At 42.1% G+C, this 16,927-nt stretch carries 16 protein-coding genes; 14 read left to right on the top strand and 2 right to left on the bottom strand.

Features of this window, described 5'->3' with window-relative positions:
* Positions 1 to 791: sensor histidine kinase (locus BFI01S_RS17620; protein WP_061793778.1), on the top strand; the 791-nt coding region annotated here is incomplete at its 5' end.
* A 1-nt stretch (position 792) separates the two neighbouring features.
* Positions 793 to 1,440, top strand: coding sequence for a response regulator transcription factor (locus BFI01S_RS17615; protein ID WP_061793777.1), 648 nt, complete (start codon positions 793 to 795; stop codon positions 1,438 to 1,440).
* 83 nt (positions 1,441 to 1,523) lie between these two features.
* Here BFI01S_RS17615 and BFI01S_RS17610 read toward each other — a convergent pair whose 3' ends face one another.
* Positions 1,524 to 2,033 carry an antibiotic biosynthesis monooxygenase family protein gene (locus tag BFI01S_RS17610; RefSeq protein ID WP_061793776.1) on the bottom strand — a complete coding sequence of 170 codons (510 nt, stop codon included), beginning with the start codon at positions 2,031 to 2,033 and terminating at the stop codon, positions 1,524 to 1,526.
* Between the two features lie 288 nt (positions 2,034 to 2,321).
* Between BFI01S_RS17610 and hemE the strand changes: the two genes are divergently transcribed.
* The 5 genes from hemE to BFI01S_RS17585 all read left to right on the top strand — a co-directional run bounded on the left by hemE (position 2,322) and on the right by BFI01S_RS17585 (position 8,866).
* Positions 2,322 to 3,365, top strand: coding sequence for a uroporphyrinogen decarboxylase (gene hemE, locus BFI01S_RS17605; RefSeq protein WP_061793775.1), 1,044 nt, complete (start codon positions 2,322 to 2,324; stop codon positions 3,363 to 3,365).
* A gap of 123 nt (positions 3,366 to 3,488) precedes the next feature.
* A complete protein-coding gene (gene hemH, locus BFI01S_RS17600; protein WP_061793774.1) occupies positions 3,489 to 4,421 on the top strand; it encodes a ferrochelatase in 933 nt (310 codons plus the stop codon).
* Between the two features lie 77 nt (positions 4,422 to 4,498).
* Positions 4,499 to 5,938, top strand: coding sequence for a protoporphyrinogen oxidase (hemY, locus tag BFI01S_RS17595; protein ID WP_061793773.1), 1,440 nt, complete (start codon positions 4,499 to 4,501; stop codon positions 5,936 to 5,938).
* 113 nt (positions 5,939 to 6,051) lie between these two features.
* Positions 6,052 to 6,624, top strand: a complete 573-nt coding sequence (locus BFI01S_RS17590; RefSeq protein ID WP_061793772.1) for a TetR/AcrR family transcriptional regulator — start codon at positions 6,052 to 6,054, stop codon at positions 6,622 to 6,624.
* A 151-nt stretch (positions 6,625 to 6,775) separates the two neighbouring features.
* Entirely contained in the window at positions 6,776 to 8,866 is a 2,091-nt protein-coding gene (locus tag BFI01S_RS17585) for a YhgE/Pip family protein (RefSeq protein ID WP_369691500.1), read from the top strand.
* Positions 8,867 to 8,919: 53 nt separating this feature from the next.
* Here BFI01S_RS17585 and yhfH read toward each other — a convergent pair whose 3' ends face one another.
* The gene (yhfH, locus tag BFI01S_RS22645) at positions 8,920 to 9,054 is read right to left on the bottom strand and encodes a protein YhfH (RefSeq protein ID WP_076261153.1); all 135 of its coding nucleotides are present in this window, start codon (positions 9,052 to 9,054) and stop codon (positions 8,920 to 8,922) included.
* Between the two features lie 187 nt (positions 9,055 to 9,241).
* On the opposite strand from yhfH, the gene BFI01S_RS17580 reads away from it, so the two are divergent.
* The 7 genes from BFI01S_RS17580 to BFI01S_RS17550 all read left to right on the top strand — a co-directional run bounded on the left by BFI01S_RS17580 (position 9,242) and on the right by BFI01S_RS17550 (position 16,799).
* The gene (locus BFI01S_RS17580) at positions 9,242 to 9,976 is read left to right on the top strand and encodes an MBL fold metallo-hydrolase (RefSeq protein WP_061793770.1); all 735 of its coding nucleotides are present in this window, start codon (positions 9,242 to 9,244) and stop codon (positions 9,974 to 9,976) included.
* A 12-nt stretch (positions 9,977 to 9,988) separates the two neighbouring features.
* A complete protein-coding gene (lplA, locus tag BFI01S_RS17575; protein ID WP_061793769.1) occupies positions 9,989 to 10,978 on the top strand; it encodes a lipoate--protein ligase in 990 nt (329 codons plus the stop codon).
* A gap of 191 nt (positions 10,979 to 11,169) precedes the next feature.
* On the top strand, positions 11,170 to 12,726 hold the full coding sequence (locus BFI01S_RS17570; protein ID WP_061793768.1) for a fatty acid--CoA ligase family protein: 1,557 nt from the start codon (positions 11,170 to 11,172) through the stop codon (positions 12,724 to 12,726).
* 125 nt (positions 12,727 to 12,851) lie between these two features.
* Positions 12,852 to 13,628 (top strand): enoyl-CoA hydratase-related protein, encoded by a 777-nt coding sequence (locus tag BFI01S_RS17565; RefSeq protein WP_061793767.1) that lies wholly within the window; start codon positions 12,852 to 12,854, stop codon positions 13,626 to 13,628.
* 189 nt (positions 13,629 to 13,817) lie between these two features.
* A complete protein-coding gene (locus BFI01S_RS17560; RefSeq protein ID WP_061793766.1) occupies positions 13,818 to 14,828 on the top strand; it encodes an ABC transporter substrate-binding protein in 1,011 nt (336 codons plus the stop codon).
* Positions 14,829 to 15,007: 179 nt separating this feature from the next.
* Positions 15,008 to 16,030, top strand: a complete 1,023-nt coding sequence (locus tag BFI01S_RS17555; protein WP_061793765.1) for an ABC transporter permease — start codon at positions 15,008 to 15,010, stop codon at positions 16,028 to 16,030.
* A complete protein-coding gene (locus tag BFI01S_RS17550; RefSeq protein WP_061793764.1) occupies positions 16,005 to 16,799 on the top strand; it encodes an ABC transporter ATP-binding protein in 795 nt (264 codons plus the stop codon). The genes BFI01S_RS17555 and BFI01S_RS17550 overlap by 26 nt, the downstream gene beginning before the upstream one ends.
* Positions 16,800 to 16,927 lie beyond the last annotated feature (128 nt).

The following is a 16,927-nucleotide window of genomic DNA, read 5'->3' as shown; positions in this document are numbered from 1 at the left end:
TTTCGACCTTAAGAAGCGGCAAGTATGCTGATCGGATGGAATCTTATGAAAAAGATGAAATAGGATTAATATCAGATGAACTGAATCAGCTGGCCGAAAATATTCAGGAGCAGGTTTTTTCCATGCAGCGGCTTGCTGATGAAAAGTCTGTATTGGCACAAACCGCCCATTCAGCAGCTGTAATGGAAGAAAGACAGCGCCTGGCCAGGGATCTGCATGATGTAGTGAGCCAGCAGCTTTTCGCATTAAGTATGATGTCTTCAGCAGCCCTGAGAGTTTTTGATTTGGATAGTGATAAAGCGAGAGAGCAGTTAAATGAAATCTCTGAAATCGCTGCGAAAGCCCAGGGGGAAATGAGAGCGCTTCTCCTCCATCTTAGGCCTGTGCAGTTGAGTAATGACAGACTCTGTGACGGTATTATTAAGCTGATACAGGAGTTAAAGGCAAAAACAAACATCGAATTCCATGCAAGCATTGATGAGGTTGAAAATCTTTCCAAAGCAGCGGAAGAACATTTATTCAGGATTGTCCAGGAGGCTTTATCAAATGTGCTCCGACATGCGGATGCAGGAAAGATCAGAGTAACCCTAACGGAAGAGGAAGATTACATCTATCTTTTTATTGCTGATAATGGAAAAGGGTTTAATCCACATAAAGAGAGAATCACTTCTTACGGGCTGAAAACTATGAGGGAACGCTGCGAGGAGGTTGGCGGAATATTCAAAATACGATCCAAAGAAAACGAAGGAACTTATATAGATATTAAAATTCCGGCAAAGGGGAGAGGCTGAAATGATCAGGGTAGCAGTTGTGGATGATCATGAAATGGTCAGAAGGGGCATTATTTCTTATTTGGCAACTGAATCTAACATAGAGGTCATTGGGGAAGCAGGCAGTGGGAATGAAGCTGTAAAGCTTGTGCTCAAAGAACGGCCGGAAATCGTTTTGATGGATCTCCTGATGGAAAATGGAAACGGAATTGAAGCGACAAGGGAGATTTTAAAAACCTATCCTGAATGCAAGGTTATTATCATAACCAGCTTTTACGATGATGAACAAGTTTTTCCGGCTATTGAAGCGGGTGCCTTCAGCTATATGCTGAAGACGGCAAATGCTGCCGAAGTTGTGAATGCCATTAATAAAGCTGCACAGGGTGAGCCTGTCATTGAATCAAAGGTTGCTGGGAAAATGGTAAGCCGTTTCAGAGAAAAAGAGAAAAAGCCTCATGATGATTTAACTGAAAGGGAGTTTGATGTCCTGCTCTGCATTGGGGAAGGGATGACAAACCAGGAAATCAGTGAAGAATTGTTCATTGGCATCAAAACCGTCAAAACACACGTTAGCAATATCCTCAGTAAACTGGGCGTTGCTGACCGTACACAGGCAGCCGTGTATGCCAACCGAAATGGAATCATAAAAAAACAGGCGAAAAAAGGATGAGCTATAAGGCCTCATCCTTTTTACAGGGTAAGAAATGATGATTTTGAACTTATATAACTGTTTAGCTCCAGCCGCTTTTCTTATTACTCTTCTTCAGGGATATAATAATGGGTCACATATGAAGGACTGGAGAATATATTAGGTGTCTTATCGATGCCGCTTTCCGTCCCGCGTTTTTCATGTGCTTTTTCATATGCTTTGGAATTCTGCCAGTTCTTAAAGGATTTTTCATCCCGCCATAGCGTTAGAATGATATATGTGTTTGATTCAAGAGGCCGCAGAACCCGGATAGCCGCAAATCCAGGTTCATTTTCGATAAGTCCCGCCCTGTTTTTAAACCGGTGCTCAAAAAGCGGCCTGCCTTCCTCTGTGACGGGTATATTATTCAGAACGGCAAATCCTGCGCCCGAGAAAGGTCCGGAAGAATCAATTACCTCATAGGAACGTGGCTCCTTAAAGATGGAGGCGCCTGAAGTTTCATGAATTAATAAGGCACTATCAGTATTCTGCATTGTAACCATGTTTTCATCAGGATGCTTTTCCTCAATTTTTTTCAAAAAATCGTAAGTTCCTCTGGCCATATAAAGCTTCATATTTTCTCACTCCACTTGGATAAGTTTTATTGTGTTCTTTTTGGCGGTAAATTTTATTAGCATTAATTTATTAAAATATATATGAAGGTGCTGATAACCTTATAATCTTTAATTTTCCCTTATTTAAACAGTTAAAAACGTCAATTTTTTGACATTTGGCGTTCAAATCTATACAAAAACAAAGAAAAAAGGATATAGTCATAAAGGATAGATATTCGAGATTTCTAATTTGGTTACATATATATTACAATAATACGCAGACAAGACTTGAAAGGTGGATAAAATTTAATGGCGAACTCATTTAATGATACATTTCTGAAGGCAGCAAGGGGAGAACAGACAGAATATGTTCCTGTATGGTATATGCGCCAGGCTGGCCGCTCACAGCCTGAGTATAGAGCAATAAAAGAAAAATACTCCCTATTCGAAATTACACATCAGCCTGAGCTTTGTGCTTATGTTACAAGGCTGCCGGTAGAGCAATATAACAATGATGCTGCCATTCTTTATAAAGATATAATGTCACCGCTTCCTGCCATTGGGGTTGATGTGGAAATTAAATCAGGAATCGGCCCTGTTATTTCAAATCCAATCCGTTCCATAGCTGATGTAGAGAAGCTTGGGGAAATAAATCCGGAAGAGGACGTTCCTTATGTACTGGATACTATTAAGCTTCTTACTCAAGAGCAGTTGACTGTGCCTCTAATCGGTTTTGCAGGGGCTCCATTTACTCTTGCCAGTTATATGATTGAAGGCGGACCATCAAAGAATTACAACAAAACGAAAGCATTCATGTATGCAGAACCTAAAGCCTGGTTTGCCTTAATGGAAAAGCTTGGGGAAATGACTATTACATATGTGAAATCCCAGGTCAAAGCAGGTGCAAAAGCCATCCAGATTTTCGATTCATGGGTTGGCGCCTTAAATGTGGAGGATTACCGCTATTTTATTAAGCCTGTCATGAATCGTATCTTCTCTGCCTTAAAAGAAGAGAATGTCCCGCTGATCATGTTCGGTGTAGGTGCAAGCCACCTGGCATTGGAGTGGCATGATCTGCAGCTTGATGTAGTTGGGCTGGACTGGAGACTTCCGATTCAGGAAGCAAGGGCAAAAGGCATCACCAAAACAGTTCAGGGTAATCTTGACCCTGCGATTCTCCTTGCACCTTGGGAGGTTATCGAGGAAAAAGCAAAAGCTATTCTTGATCAGGGAATGGCTCAGCCGGGTTATATTTTCAACCTTGGACACGGTGTTTTCCCGGAGGTTAATCCTGACACATTAAAGAAATTAACTGCTTTTATTCACGAATACTCTGCCTCAAAATTAAGCTAGTAGCCTCAGACTGGCTAAAAGCGATAGCAGGCTGCACTTGCATATTGCTATGAGCATTAGTTTTGGTAATCGATTTGTTTTTTGGCACAATAAAAATTGGAGACAGAATTTGAGGTGGATGACATGGGTAAAAAGAGAATGGGTTTACTTGTAATGGCTTATGGAACTCCCTATAAGGAAGAAGACATTGAGCGTTACTATACACATATCCGCAGAGGAAGAAAGCCTTCTGAGGAAATGCTTGAAGATTTAAGAAGCAGGTATGAAGCTATCGGCGGAATATCGCCGCTTGCAGAAATTACTAAAGATCAGGCTGAAAAACTTGAACAGCATTTAAATGAAATTCAGGACGAGTATGAATTCAAAATGTATATTGGGCTGAAGCATATCGAACCTTTCATAGAAGATGCGGTTAAACAAATGCATGAGGATGGGATTGAGGAAGCTGTCAGCATTGTTCTTGCGCCTCATTTCTCAACCTTCAGCGTGAAATCATATAACGGCAGAGCCAAGGAAGAGGCTGAAAAGCTTGGCGGCCTTGAAATAAGGTCAGTTGAAAGCTGGTATAAAGAGCCTAAGTTTATTAAATATTGGGCTGATCGGGTAAAAGAAACTTTCGATAAAATGCCTGCTGAAGAAAAAGATTCTGCAGTGTTAATTGTTTCTGCACATAGTTTGCCGGAAAAAATCCTGCAATCAGGGGATCCATATCCGCTTCAGCTGCAGGAAACAGCTGACCTCATAGCCGAACAGGCTGGTGTCAAAAACTATGCTGTCGGCTGGCAAAGTGCAGGAAACACACCTGAGCCATGGCTTGGGCCTGATGTACAGGATTTGACAAGAGATCTTTATGAGAATAAAGGCTACAAAGCATTCGTATACACACCAGTAGGTTTTGTGTCAGATCATCTTGAAGTGCTGTACGATAATGATTATGAATGCAAAGTTGTCACTGATGAGCTGGGAGCAAGCTATTACCGCCCTGAAATGCCGAATTCACAGCCTGAGTTCATTGATGCAATGTCAGATGCCATTTTTAAATTGCTGAATAGATAAAGCGAAACTTCACTCAGTGGGGGCTTACTGCCTGTTGACTGCGATAATGCAAAAATTAGAAAAGAAGGCGATTTACCGTGCAGGGAGAGAGACAGAAAGTTATTGTTGCCGGAGGAGGAATTACGGGTCTTGCTGCAGCTTATTATCTGCAGAAGGAAGCAAAAGAAAAGGGCTTGACTCTGGACGTTAATCTCATAGAGGCTTCCCATCGTCTTGGCGGAAAGATTCAAACAATAATTCGAGACGGTTTTGTGATCGAACGAGGGCCAGACTCCTTTTTGGCCCGTAAGCAAAGTGCAGCGCGCCTTGCCAGGGAAGCGGGCCTTGAAAAGGAACTTGTGAGAAATACTTCTGGCAAGTCCTATGTCCTTGTAAGGCAGCGACTATATCCAATGCCTGGAGGATCCATCATGGGCATCCCGACACAAATTGCTCCCTTTATAACAACCGGCTTATTCTCTCCTGCAGGAAAGGCAAGAGCTGCGGCAGATTTTGTGCTGCCGCGCTCCAATCCTTCCACAGATCAGTCTCTGGGTGCCTTTTTCAGAAGAAGGCTTGGTGACGAAGTTGTCGATAATTTGATTGAACCGCTTCTCTCTGGCATATATGCAGGCGATATTGATCAATTGAGCCTTATGGCCACTTTTCCGCAGTTTTATCAGGTTGAACAGAAGTATAGAAGCTTAATAATGGGAATGAAGAAGGCTGCAGGCTCTCAGCCGAAACAAGCCGGAAACAGCAAAAGCAAAGAAGGAATGTTTCTTACTTTCAAATCAGGGCTTCAATCACTTGTCGATGCTCTCGAAAGCAAGCTTGAACCCGGGACTGTGCTGAAAGGCCATCGCATTGAATCGGTTATTAAGAATGGCAAAAGCTATACCGTTGAAATAAATGGGGGAGAAAGCCTTAATGCAGATTGCATAGTTATGGCTGTTCCCCACCATGCGTTGTGCAGCATCTTCTCCGGCTGGGGACTTTTTGAGCAGTTTAAAGAAATGCCGTCCACTTCAGTGGCAACTGTTGCTCTGGCTTTTCCGGAGGATGCGATTGAAAGGGATATAGACGGAACGGGTTTTGTTGTTTCACGCCACAGTGATTACACTATTACTGCCTGTACCTGGACACATAAAAAATGGCCTCATTCTACCCCAAAAGGAAAAGTGCTTCTGCGCTGTTACGTTGGCAAAGCCGGTGATGAAGCAGTTGTGGATCTGTCAGATGATCAAATTATTAAAGTTGTGCTTGATGACTTAAATAAAACGATGAATATTAATATGAATCCTGAATTTAGTTATGTAACAAGATGGAAGGATTCAATGCCTCAGTATACCGTTGGACATAAAGAACGCGTCGGATTGGCAAAGAAACAGGCGCAGGATGAGCTGCCGGGCATTTTTCTGGCAGGAAGTTCGTATGAAGGTCTTGGTGTTCCTGACTGTATAGATCAGGCAGAAGAGGCAGTTCGAAATATATTAGATTACCTGCAAATCAACAAGCCAAAAGCTGTCCGTGTGTGACAGCTTTTTAAATTGGCATCATTTCAGGTTGCTTTTTCAAATAGAGTATGATAAATTACTTCTTGTACTAATGACCAAATTGTTCAATTAGTCATTTTCGAAGAGGTGAGTATATGTCAGCAGATCGGAAACAGCAGATTCTTGAAGCAGCCACAAAATCATTTTCTCTTTTCGGCTATAAAGCAACCACTATGGATCAGGTTGCAAAGCTTGCGAATGTTGGAAAAGGCACTATCTATAATTTCTTTAAAAATAAAGAAGAGCTGTTTGATGAAATTATCCATACGCTTATCACGGAAATGAAAAATGCAGCCGATGAAGCGCTTGATCCTTCTTTGCCCTTTCACAAAAATGTTCATCGGGGATTGTATAAAATACTTGAATTCCGCATGAAGCATCAGCTGACAATCAAGCTTTTCCAGGAAGCAAAGGAAATGGGAACTCCTGCTGTTACAGATGTAATTGGGAAAGTGGAGGATGCGATAATTAAATATGTGAAAGGTAAAGTTACACTTGCCATTGAAAGAGGAGAAATCCGGGAATGCGATCCGGAACTGACTTCCTTTGTCATGCTTAAGCTTTATATTGCACTTATTTTTGATTGGGAACAGCGTCATGAACCATTGGAAAAAGAAAAAATAGCTCTTCTGTTTGAGCAATACATTATGAAAGGATTATCGAACTAGATAGTCCTCTATTTTTTCAGAAAAATGACCAAATGAGAAAAATAGTCAAAAAGTAATTTGGAGGGATTTACGGTGAAAAACAAACTTTTCCTTAAGGAGTTTTCAGCCATTATAAAAAAACAAAAAGCTGCTGATTCCAATTATAGCAGTCATGTTTATTCCGGTTTTATACAGTGGAATGTTCCTGTGGGCATTCTGGGATCCATACGATCATTTAGATGATCTCCCGGTTGCCATCGTTAATGAAGATGCCGGTGCTGTATTGGAAGGAAATGAATTGCACCTGGGCAATGATCTTGTTGATAATTTAAAGGAAAGCAAGGACTTTAACTTTCAATTTGTTGATAAAGAAGAAGCATATAAGGATCTAAATGATCAGCAATACTATATGCTGGTTGAAATTCCTAAGGATTTTTCCAAGAATGCTACCACTCTGCTGGAAGACAAACCGCAGAAAATGAATCTGATTTACGTTCCTAATGAGAGCTACAATTTCTTATCTGCTCAAATTGGCGGGACGGCTGTTGAAAAAATTAAAGCGTCACTGTCAGAAAAAGTAACTGAAACATATGCAGAAACCATGTTTGATAAAATAGGGGAACTTGCAGATGGCATTGGACAGGCAAGTGATGGTGCCCTTCAAATCAGTGAAGGAGCAGCTGATCTTAAGGACGGCTCCAAAACCCTGCATGAGAAGCTTGAGCTTTTGGCCAATAAATCCATTGAGTTCAATAACGGCGTAAGCACAGCAAGCAAGGGTTCTAAGGAAATGGCAGAAGGAGCTAAATCTCTTTCAGAAGGTTTAGGCAAACTTGCAGGAGGCCAATCGGAATTGAGAAATGCTTCTGATCAGCTAAAGTCAGGTAGTGAAGATCTTTCTGCAGGTGTTACACAAACAAAAGAAGGAATCTTAACAGTAAAAGAAAAACTTCCAGTTATGATCGATGGAACCGAACAGCTTGAAAATGGAGCAAACACATTATCTTCATCTCTGGAGCAATGGCAGACGGAAGCGCAAAAACTCAGCGGAGGCACTGTTCTTTTAGAACAAAGGCTGCAGGGCATCTTATCGCAGCTTCCAGAAGGTTCTCCTGAAAAGACTGAGCTTCAGACTGCACTTGCACAGCTGAAAACCGGATCAGCCCAGCTTGCCGAATCAGCCGGCAAACTATCTAGTGGAGGAGCTGAATTGTCCCAAAGAATGGGGCAGCTAAAGGCAGGACAGCAGCAGCTCCAGCAGGGAATAAATCAGCTTGCCCAGGGAACAGCCGAGCTGGAAAATGGTTCCCTTAAGCTGGTACAGGGCCATAAAGATTTCGATGCAGGAATGGAAACATTTGCTCAGAAGTTTGGTGAAGCGCAGGCCGGAGCAGACAGGCTGGCAGGCGGTGCAGCAGATCTGTCAGGAGGCCTTGGCAAACTGACACAAGGTTCAGCTGCATTTGCAGACGGCTCGAAGCAGCTTGAAGCTGGTGCAGGCAAAGTTGCTGAGGGCAATTCACAAATTTATGAAGGATCGTCTGAGTTAGCAAATAAATTAGCTGATGGCGCTGAAAATGCTTCATCAGTAAATGCCAGCGATAAAACGTATAACATGATGGCAAATCCGGTAGAAATAGATAATGAGAAGATTACAGAAGTTCCAAACTACGGTACAGGATTTGCACCATATTTTCTGTCTCTTGGTCTTTTTGTTGGAGCTCTGCTGCTTTCCATTGTATTCCCGCTTAGGGAACCGGCTGGCGTTCCGCGCTCAGGATTCAGCTGGTTTGCAAGCAAGTTCGGAATCCTTGCAGGAATAGGCATTATTCAGGGTCTTATTGCAGCGATGATTCTATTGCTGGGACTTGGCCTGGAAGTTCAGAGTGTACCTTTGTTTCTTCTGTTTACAATCCTAACCAGTCTGACTTTCATAGCGCTTATTCAATTCTTTGTCACTGTCATGGGTGACCCAGGCCGGTTTGTTGCGATCATTATTTTAATACTCCAGCTGACAACAAGTGCCGGTACTTTTCCGCTTGAGCTGATTCCTAATGCCCTTCAGCCAATCAGTTCATATTTGCCTATGACCTATTCTGTTTCCGGTTTTAAGGCAGTCATTTCAAGCGGCAATTTTGATTTTATGTGGGAGAATGCGGTAATTCTCCTGAGCTTCGGAGCCTTGTTCATTGCAGGATCTTTTGTTTACTTTACTGCCATGCACAAGAAAAGATTTGCAGCTGCTGCAGAGCAGACTGATTGATTATAAATAAAAGCAAAGCCAGCCCTGTGTGGGCTGGCTTAAAATATATTATTCTATAAATCTGTCATTCCCATGCATTTTTCACACTTGTTTCCGTAGCATTCATGCTGTTCTTCGATCGACTTCCCGCATTCTGAACATTGTTTTGCCGGCAGGTTTCTGAAAAACTCCATAATGTTTTGAATCATGTTGAAGCCTCCTAATTTGTGTTTTTGTTCTAAATAGTTTGATTATTTAAGTTCATTGTATTATAACAGTATTTTTATGTCAACATCTGTTTCAATACAATTTTAAAAAAGTGAAAAAATAGGCATAATCGAGTATATTGGACATAGGAAAGCCAGGTTATCCAGTTATAGTAGGAGGGAATTTGTGATGAAGTTAACTGTAATCGGCAGCTGGGGCGGTTATCCTAAAGCAGATGGGGCCAGTTCCGGGTATTTACTGGAGCATGAAGGATTTCATTTGCTGGTAGACTGCGGAAGCGGCGTGCTTTCAAAAATGCAGAATTTTTTTCAGCCAGAAGACTTAGATGGGCTGATTATCTCGCATTACCATCCAGATCATATTGCGGATATAGGAGTGCTGCAGCATGCAAGGCTCATTCAGGGCTTCCTGGGCAAGAAAACAGCTGCACTCCCGATTTATGGACATTCTTTCGACCAGCCTGAATTTGCCAAACTTACATATAAGGATATTACAAAAGGAGTCGCCTATGATCCTGAAGGCACTCTCACAGCAGGACCATTTCAGATTCGCTTTATGAAAACCAATCATCCTGTGCCATGCTATGCAATGAGAATTGAAGCAGGCGGCAAATCACTTGTTTACACGGCAGATACTTCTTATAAAGAAGAGCTGGTGGCATTTAGCGAAAATGCTGATCTATTAGTTTGCGAGTGTAATTTTTATGGTCATCAGAACGGGAAAAATGCAGGGCATATGACAAGCCTGGATGCTGGAACATTGGCAAGCATTGCAAAGGTGAATAATCTGCTGCTGACACATTTGCCTCATTATGGTGAACTTCGAAAGCTGAAGGAGGAGGCATCGACTAAATATGCCGGTCCTATTTCTATAGCGGATTACCAATGGTCTCATATATTTTAAGGAGGAAAATAGATGCTTTTTATCGACAACCAGGGAATCACAGATCCCAGAATTAATCTTGCTATTGAGGAATATGCACTAAAGAATCTTGATATTGAAGAAACCTATTTGCTGTTTTATATTAATGAACCTTCCATTATTATCGGAAAAAACCAGAATACAGTAGAAGAGATTAATACGGAATATGTGGAGGATAATGGCATCCATGTTGTCAGAAGGCTATCTGGAGGAGGGGCCGTTTATCATGATTTAGGCAATCTTAACTTCAGCTTTATTACAAAAGATGATGGTGATAGCTTTCATAACTTCCAAAAGTTTACCGAACCAGTTACAGAAGCTTTGCAGAAGCTTGGTGTGAATGCTGAATTAAGCGGCCGGAATGATCTGATGGCAGAAGGGAGAAAAATATCCGGGAATGCCCAGTTTTCCACCAAAGGGAGAATGTTTAGCCATGGCACCCTCTTGTTTGATTCCGAAATTGAAAGTGTCGTTTCAGCGCTAAAGGTAAAGAAGGATAAAATTGAATCAAAGGGAATTAAGTCAATTCGAAGCCGGGTTGCTAATATATCTGAGTTCCTGGACGAAGAAATCACGATAGAAGAATTTCGCACTTTGCTTCTAAAGAATATTTTTGGAGATTTAGGTGAAATTCCGGAGTACAAGCTTATGGATGAGGACTGGGAAAGAATTCACCAGCTGTCCAGGGAGCGCTATCAAAACTGGGATTGGAATTATGGAAGATCACCTAAATTTGATCTTCAGCATTCTCACCGCTTCCCTGTTGGTCAAATTGACATCAGACTTAATGTCACAAAAGGAAAAATTGAGGGATGCAAAATATACGGAGACTTTTTTGGGGTTGGCGATGTTAGTGAAATAGAAAACAAGCTAACAGGAATTCGCTATGAAAAGTCAGAGATTGAAAAGGCTTTTGAAGGAGTGGACATTAAGCATTACTTCGGAAATGTGACTAAAGAAGAATTTATCAACCTGGTGTATTAATGAGAGAGAGCTGGCATAATGCCGGCTTTTCTTATTCTTATATCATGTCTTGCGGGCCAGTCACTGTAAAAAAGAAATTGTGAAAGATTCGCTTTCCTACTTGAATACAAAAATTTCTTTCAATATAATATATTTAGAAAATTTATTTAATAATAATGAATGACTATTCATTCATTACAGGGGGAGTGTAAATGAATTTAACAGAGCAGCTGCATAAAACGGCGATTAAGATGGGCGATAAGACAGCCTATTATTTTATGGATCAGTCCAGTACGTACGCAGAGCTTGATGGTGCTGTAACCAAATTTGCGGATGGGCTTTCAAAGCTGGGAGTGAAAAAAGGAGATCATATTGCTCTTTTACTGGGGAATTCACCGCATTTTGTCATCGGACTGCATGGAGCGTTGCGTCTTGGAGCAACTGTTATACCGATCAACCCAATCTATACACCCGATGAAATTGGCTACATTGTAAATAATGGTGATGTCAAAGCGGTTGTTACGCTTGATCTATTAGTGCCTTTAATTGAGAAGATGCATCAGGCGCTTCCAAAGGTGGAAAACTTTATTATTTGTGATACACCTCAGGGACAAGCTTCAGAACAGGATCTGTCTGCATTATCAGCTTTTTCAAAAATGAAATCGTTTACACAGGTGATAGATTCAGGAGATTTTGGGTTTAAAGGCCCTGAACTCGAAGAAGATGATACAGCCGTTATCCTATATACATCCGGTACGACAGGAAAGCCAAAAGGTGCCATGCTTACACATAAAAACCTCTACAGCAATGCAAAGGATGTCAGCGACTATTTGCACATGAACGAGAATGACCGGGTTATTACTACTTTGCCTATGTTCCATGTTTTCTGTTTAACGGTTGCTCTAAATGCACCTCTGATGAATGGGGCTACCATTTTAATAGATCCAAAATTCAGCCCGAAAGAGATTTTCAGGCTAGCAAAGAAATATGAACCTACTGTTTTTGCCGGAGTTCCGACCATGTACAATTTCCTTCTTCAGTATGAAGATGGCAATCCGGAAGATCTGAAATCGTTAAGGCTGTGCATATCAGGTGGTGCTGCCATGCCGGTTGCACTTCTTCATGGCTTTGAGAAAAAATTCAATGTCATTGTCTCGGAAGGATACGGTCTTTCAGAAGCTTCCCCGGTGACATGCTTCAATCCGCTTGATAAACCGCGTAAAGCAGGCTCAATCGGGCAATCCATTATGAACGTCGAGAATAAAGTCGTAAATGAACTGGGAGAGGAAGTTTCTGTTGGCGAAGTAGGTGAATTGATTGTACGCGGGCCAAACGTGATGAAAGGGTATTACAAGCTGCCGGAAGAAACCGCGGCCACTATCCGCGATGGCTGGCTTTATACAGGAGACCTCGCAAAAAGGGATGAGGAAGGCTATTTTTATATCGTTGACCGCAAAAAGGACCTTATTTTAGTCGGCGGCTATAATGTGTATCCGCGGGAAGTAGAGGAAGTGCTCTATAATCACGGGGAGGTCGTAGAAGCTGCTGTATTGGGCGTGCCAGACCCGAATCTGGGTGAAGCTGTAAAGTGTTATGTAGTATCTAACAATTCGCATCTGACAGAAGAAGTGCTGCTTGCATACTGTGCAGAGCATCTGGCTAGATATAAAGTTCCGTCAGCAATCGAATTTTTAGAGGAGCTTCCAAAGAATACAACTGGAAAAATCTTACGGAGGGCATTGAAGAATCAGATTCTTCAGGCTAAATAGGCTTTTAAGGGCAGGCATGACATGTGTCTGTCCTTTTCTATTCTTCATTCGAATTGCTAAATTTGAAAGGGTTTTCTCGAAATTTATCGAATTATTAGATAGCAAAGGAAAGAGGAGAGATACATATGAGTTCTATTGCTGTCGAAAAAAAAGGTCATATTGCGGTCGTGACGATTAACCGCCCTGATGCAATGAATGCTTTTAATTATGAAACTTTGTCTGAGCTTCAGGAAACAGTTGAGAAACTGCGCACCAGCCCTGATATTCGTGTTGTGATTTTTACAGGGGCAGGAGAAAGAGCATTCAGTGTCGGAGCTGATTTAAAAGAACGCAGGACACTATCTGACGAGGAAGTACGCAGAAATGTATATAAAATAGGTGAGGTATTCTCCCTGGTTGATCAGCTTCCGCAGCCTACTATCGCTGCTATAAATGGTTTTGCATTCGGAGGCGGGATGGAATTGGCACTATCCTGCGACTTCCGCATCGCGGTTACCGGCACTTCCATGGGACTTACAGAAACTAGTTTAGCCATAATACCGGGTGCAGGCGGCACACAGAGGCTGCCAAGACTGATTGGCCAGGCTAAAGCCCTTGAATTAATTTTGACGGCAAAAAGGCTTACTTCTGAAGAAGCGCTTGATTACGGCATCCTTACTAAAGTGACTGAAAAGGATAATCTCTTAAATGATTGTTTTGAATTTGCCGGACAAATGCTTAATAACGGCCCGCTTGCCCTTCAGCAGGCTAAATTTGCTGTAAAGCATGGCATGGGCGTCGATTTGCAGACTGGACTTCAGATTGAAAGGAAGGCATATGAAGTCATTATCCCAACAGAAGATAGAGTTGAAGCTCTTGCAGCCTTTGCTGAAAAAAGAAAACCAGAATTTAAAGGGAAATAAAATAAATAAGCAAGTAATGGGACACGGCAGAATTGAGCTGTGTCTTTTCTATTAAAATAATATTTTTTTGAAAATTATCAAAAAACATCTTGAATCGTACAGCTATTGACTATATAATTTAGTGAATAAAAGCATAAAAGCATAAAAGTGCTGAAGTGAAAAGATAGAGAAAAAAGGGGGATCACTAGTATGTTAGAGAGAATAAAATCATTTAAAGCAATAGCTTCGGCAGGTCTTATAGGAACTTTGCTGTTAAGCGGCTGCGGAAGTGAAAGTACAAATGGGGAAGCCGGCTCTTCAGATAAAGAAAAGGGAGAGTCAATTAATATAGGAGTTACGCAGATTGTCGAGCATCCTTCGTTAGATGCGGCGCTGGAGGGCTTTAAAAAGGCATTGGAGGATTCTGGCATTGAAGCAAACTATGATGTCCAGATTGCACAGGGGGATCAGAACAATAATCAGTCCATTGCAAATAACTTTGCCGGAGATGGGGTAGACCTGATCTTTGCTAACTCCACCCCAAGTGCATTAAGTGCACTGAATGCAACGAAGGATATACCAATTGTATTTACTTCAGTAACTGATCCAGTGGGAGCGCAATTAGTAAAATCAATGGAATCTCCAGAAGGAAATATAACTGGAACAACAGATACGCATCCTGATGCGATACCCAGCATGGTTAAATTTATAGATGAACAGTTTGAGGCTGAAACGGTGGGTGTGATTTACAATTCCGGAGAACAAAATTCAGAGGTGCAGATTGATAAGGTGAAGGAAGCTCTGTCAGGTACAGATATGAACTTGGCCGAAGCTACCGTATCCAATTCTTCCGAAGTGAAACAGGCTGCTGAATCACTTGTCGGAAAAGCAGATGCCATCTATATTATTACGGATAATACTGTCGTTTCCGCTTTGGAATCCGTCATTCAGGTTTCAAACGACAATGACATCCCGCTATTCGTGGGAGAGCTGGATTCTGTTAAACGCGGGGGCTTTGCTGCTTACGGATTTGATTATGAGGATATCGGATATGAAGCAGGGGAAATGGCTGCAAAAATTTTAAAAGACGGCATGAAGCCCTCCGAACTTCCTGTCCAATATCCGCAGAATCTAAAGCTGGTAATCAATAAAAAAGCTGCAGAAGAAATGGGAATTGACTTAAAAGAGGAATGGAACGAGCTTGCTGAGTTTGTGGAGTAATTTCAGCAAATAATTAGCGCTTTTCTACTCGATAACTGTCTAGCGCAAGCAGCCTGCCCCCTCGAGGTCACAAGCCAATCCTCACAAAAAGGCAAAGGACGCCTTTCCGTGAGGCTCGTCTTGTGCTTCTCGAGGGTGAGCAAGGCGCTTGCGCTTTTCTAATAGAAAGGAAGATTACTATGCCAACTGCCATCTTTGGCTCCATTGAAGCAGGTGCTATTTATGCTTTAATGGCGCTGGGTGTTTACCTCTCATTCAGGATATTGGATTTCCCCGATTTGACGGTGGATGGAAGCTTTGTAACAGGTGCATCTGTTGCTGCTGTCATGATAACAGGCGGGTACAATCCATTTTTGGCAACAATGACAGCATTGCTTGCGGGTTTTGCAGCAGGCTGCCTTACAGGCCTTCTTCATACAAAAGGAAAAATTAACGCCCTTTTGTCCGGAATATTAATGATGATTGCATTATACTCAATCAATCTCAGGATTATGGGCAAGTCAAATGTTCCTCTGCTTTCCGAGGAAACGGCTATCACAAAGATTACAGCATTCTGGCAGGGACTTGGGTTTGATCAGGCAATCCAAAGTCTGCTTGGAGCGCTGGGAATGAGTTTTGTTCCTAAGACCTGGGGGATTCTATTGCTTATGCTGGTTTTGGCATTTGCTGTAAAGATATTGATTGATCTATTTTTAAAGACAGACATTGGATTGGCTATACGGGCAACAGGTGACAATGAGACGATGATCCGCAGCTTTTCTGCTGATACTGACCTCCTGAAAATAGCCGGTCTGGGTATTTCAAACGCACTGGTTGCTTTTTCAGGAGCATTAGTGGCACAGTATAACGGATTCAGTGATGTTGGAATGGGAATCGGGATGATAATCATTGGACTTGCATCCGTAATCATTGGAGAAGCAATCTTTGGTGCAAAAACAATTGTCAGAGCTACACTGGCTGTCATTGGAGGAGCCATTTTATATCGAATTATCGTTACTCTTGCATTGAGAGTGGAATTTCTTGAAACAGGAGATATGAAGCTGATAACAGCCGTAATTGTGATTGGTGCGCTTATTCTGCCCAAGCTTATTCAGCAGCAAAAGGAGAGGCAGAGAAAGCGCCGGAGATTGGCAGAAGCGAAAAAAACAAATGCTTACGGGAAAAGTGGTGAACATTTTGCTGCAATTAAATCAGATTCATAAAGTGTTTAATGAGGGAACTCCAGACGAAAAAACAGCTCTGCACAAAATTGATCTTCACCTGAAACAAGGGGACTTCATGACGGTTATCGGCAGTAATGGAGCGGGAAAATCTACTCTTATGAACATGATCTCAGGCAAATTGATTCCTGATATGGGAGAAGTGCTGGTTGATGGAAAGGATGTCACTCTCGTGAAGGAACATAAAAGATCCAGGCTGATTGGACGCGTTTTCCAGGATCCGATGGCCGGAACAGCCCCTTCTATGACGATAGAGGAAAATCTGACCATTGCTTATGCGAGAACTGCGGCGCGCGGACTTCGCAAAGGGGTTTCCAGGAGACGGCGTGACTTTTTCCAAAATCACCTGGAAATGCTTCATCTGGGATTGGAAAACAGACTTTCAGCCAAAGTCGGACTGCTGTCAGGTGGGGAACGGCAGGCGCTATCCCTGTTGATGGCGACCTTCACAGAGCCTAAAATATTGCTTTTGGACGAACATACCGCTGCTTTGGACCCGGCTCGTGCAGAATTAATTACCAGCCTTACGAAAGAGATTGTGGAAAAATATAATCTCACCACATTAATGGTAACCCACAATATGCAGCAGGCACTTGACCTGGGAAATAGGCTGATCATGATGGACAAGGGCCAGATCATTTTTGAAACAAATGAGGAAGAGAAGAAAGATCTGACAGTGGACAAACTGCTGGAGGAATTCCAGAAAATCCGCGGAGAGAAAATGAACAGCGACAAGGCGATTCTTATTTAGATTTGTGGACCGGACAAGGTTTATGCCTTGTTCGGATTTTTTGTTCAAGCGGCATTAGATCAAAATTAAGAAATGCAGAAAAAGTTATGGGGCGTTAACATATTCTTCTAATATTAAGTCTATTATAC

Source organism: Cytobacillus firmus NBRC 15306, assembly GCF_001591465.1.
Lineage (GTDB): Bacteria > Bacillota > Bacilli > Bacillales > Cytobacillaceae > Cytobacillus > Cytobacillus firmus.
This window is presented reverse-complemented; position numbering and strand designations above follow the sequence as displayed.

Coding starts and splice junctions, on each gene's coding strand:
- BFI01S_RS17580 (WP_061793770.1), top strand. CDS start 9,242: ATGAAGTTAACTGTAATCGGCAGCTGGGGCGGTTATCCTAAAGCAGAT.
- BFI01S_RS17560 (WP_061793766.1), top strand. CDS start 13,818: ATGTTAGAGAGAATAAAATCATTTAAAGCAATAGCTTCGGCAGGTCTT.
- yhfH (WP_076261153.1), bottom strand. CDS start 9,054: ATGATTCAAAACATTATGGAGTTTTTCAGAAACCTGCCGGCAAAACAA.
- BFI01S_RS17590 (WP_061793772.1), top strand. CDS start 6,052: ATGTCAGCAGATCGGAAACAGCAGATTCTTGAAGCAGCCACAAAATCA.
- BFI01S_RS17610 (WP_061793776.1), bottom strand. CDS start 2,033: ATGAAGCTTTATATGGCCAGAGGAACTTACGATTTTTTGAAAAAAATT.
- BFI01S_RS17615 (WP_061793777.1), top strand. CDS start 793: ATGATCAGGGTAGCAGTTGTGGATGATCATGAAATGGTCAGAAGGGGC.
- BFI01S_RS17570 (WP_061793768.1), top strand. CDS start 11,170: ATGAATTTAACAGAGCAGCTGCATAAAACGGCGATTAAGATGGGCGAT.
- hemH (WP_061793774.1), top strand. CDS start 3,489: ATGGGTAAAAAGAGAATGGGTTTACTTGTAATGGCTTATGGAACTCCC.
- BFI01S_RS17585 (WP_369691500.1), top strand. CDS start 6,776: ATGTTTATTCCGGTTTTATACAGTGGAATGTTCCTGTGGGCATTCTGG.
- lplA (WP_061793769.1), top strand. CDS start 9,989: ATGCTTTTTATCGACAACCAGGGAATCACAGATCCCAGAATTAATCTT.
- BFI01S_RS17555 (WP_061793765.1), top strand. CDS start 15,008: ATGCCAACTGCCATCTTTGGCTCCATTGAAGCAGGTGCTATTTATGCT.
- BFI01S_RS17565 (WP_061793767.1), top strand. CDS start 12,852: ATGAGTTCTATTGCTGTCGAAAAAAAAGGTCATATTGCGGTCGTGACG.
- hemE (WP_061793775.1), top strand. CDS start 2,322: ATGGCGAACTCATTTAATGATACATTTCTGAAGGCAGCAAGGGGAGAA.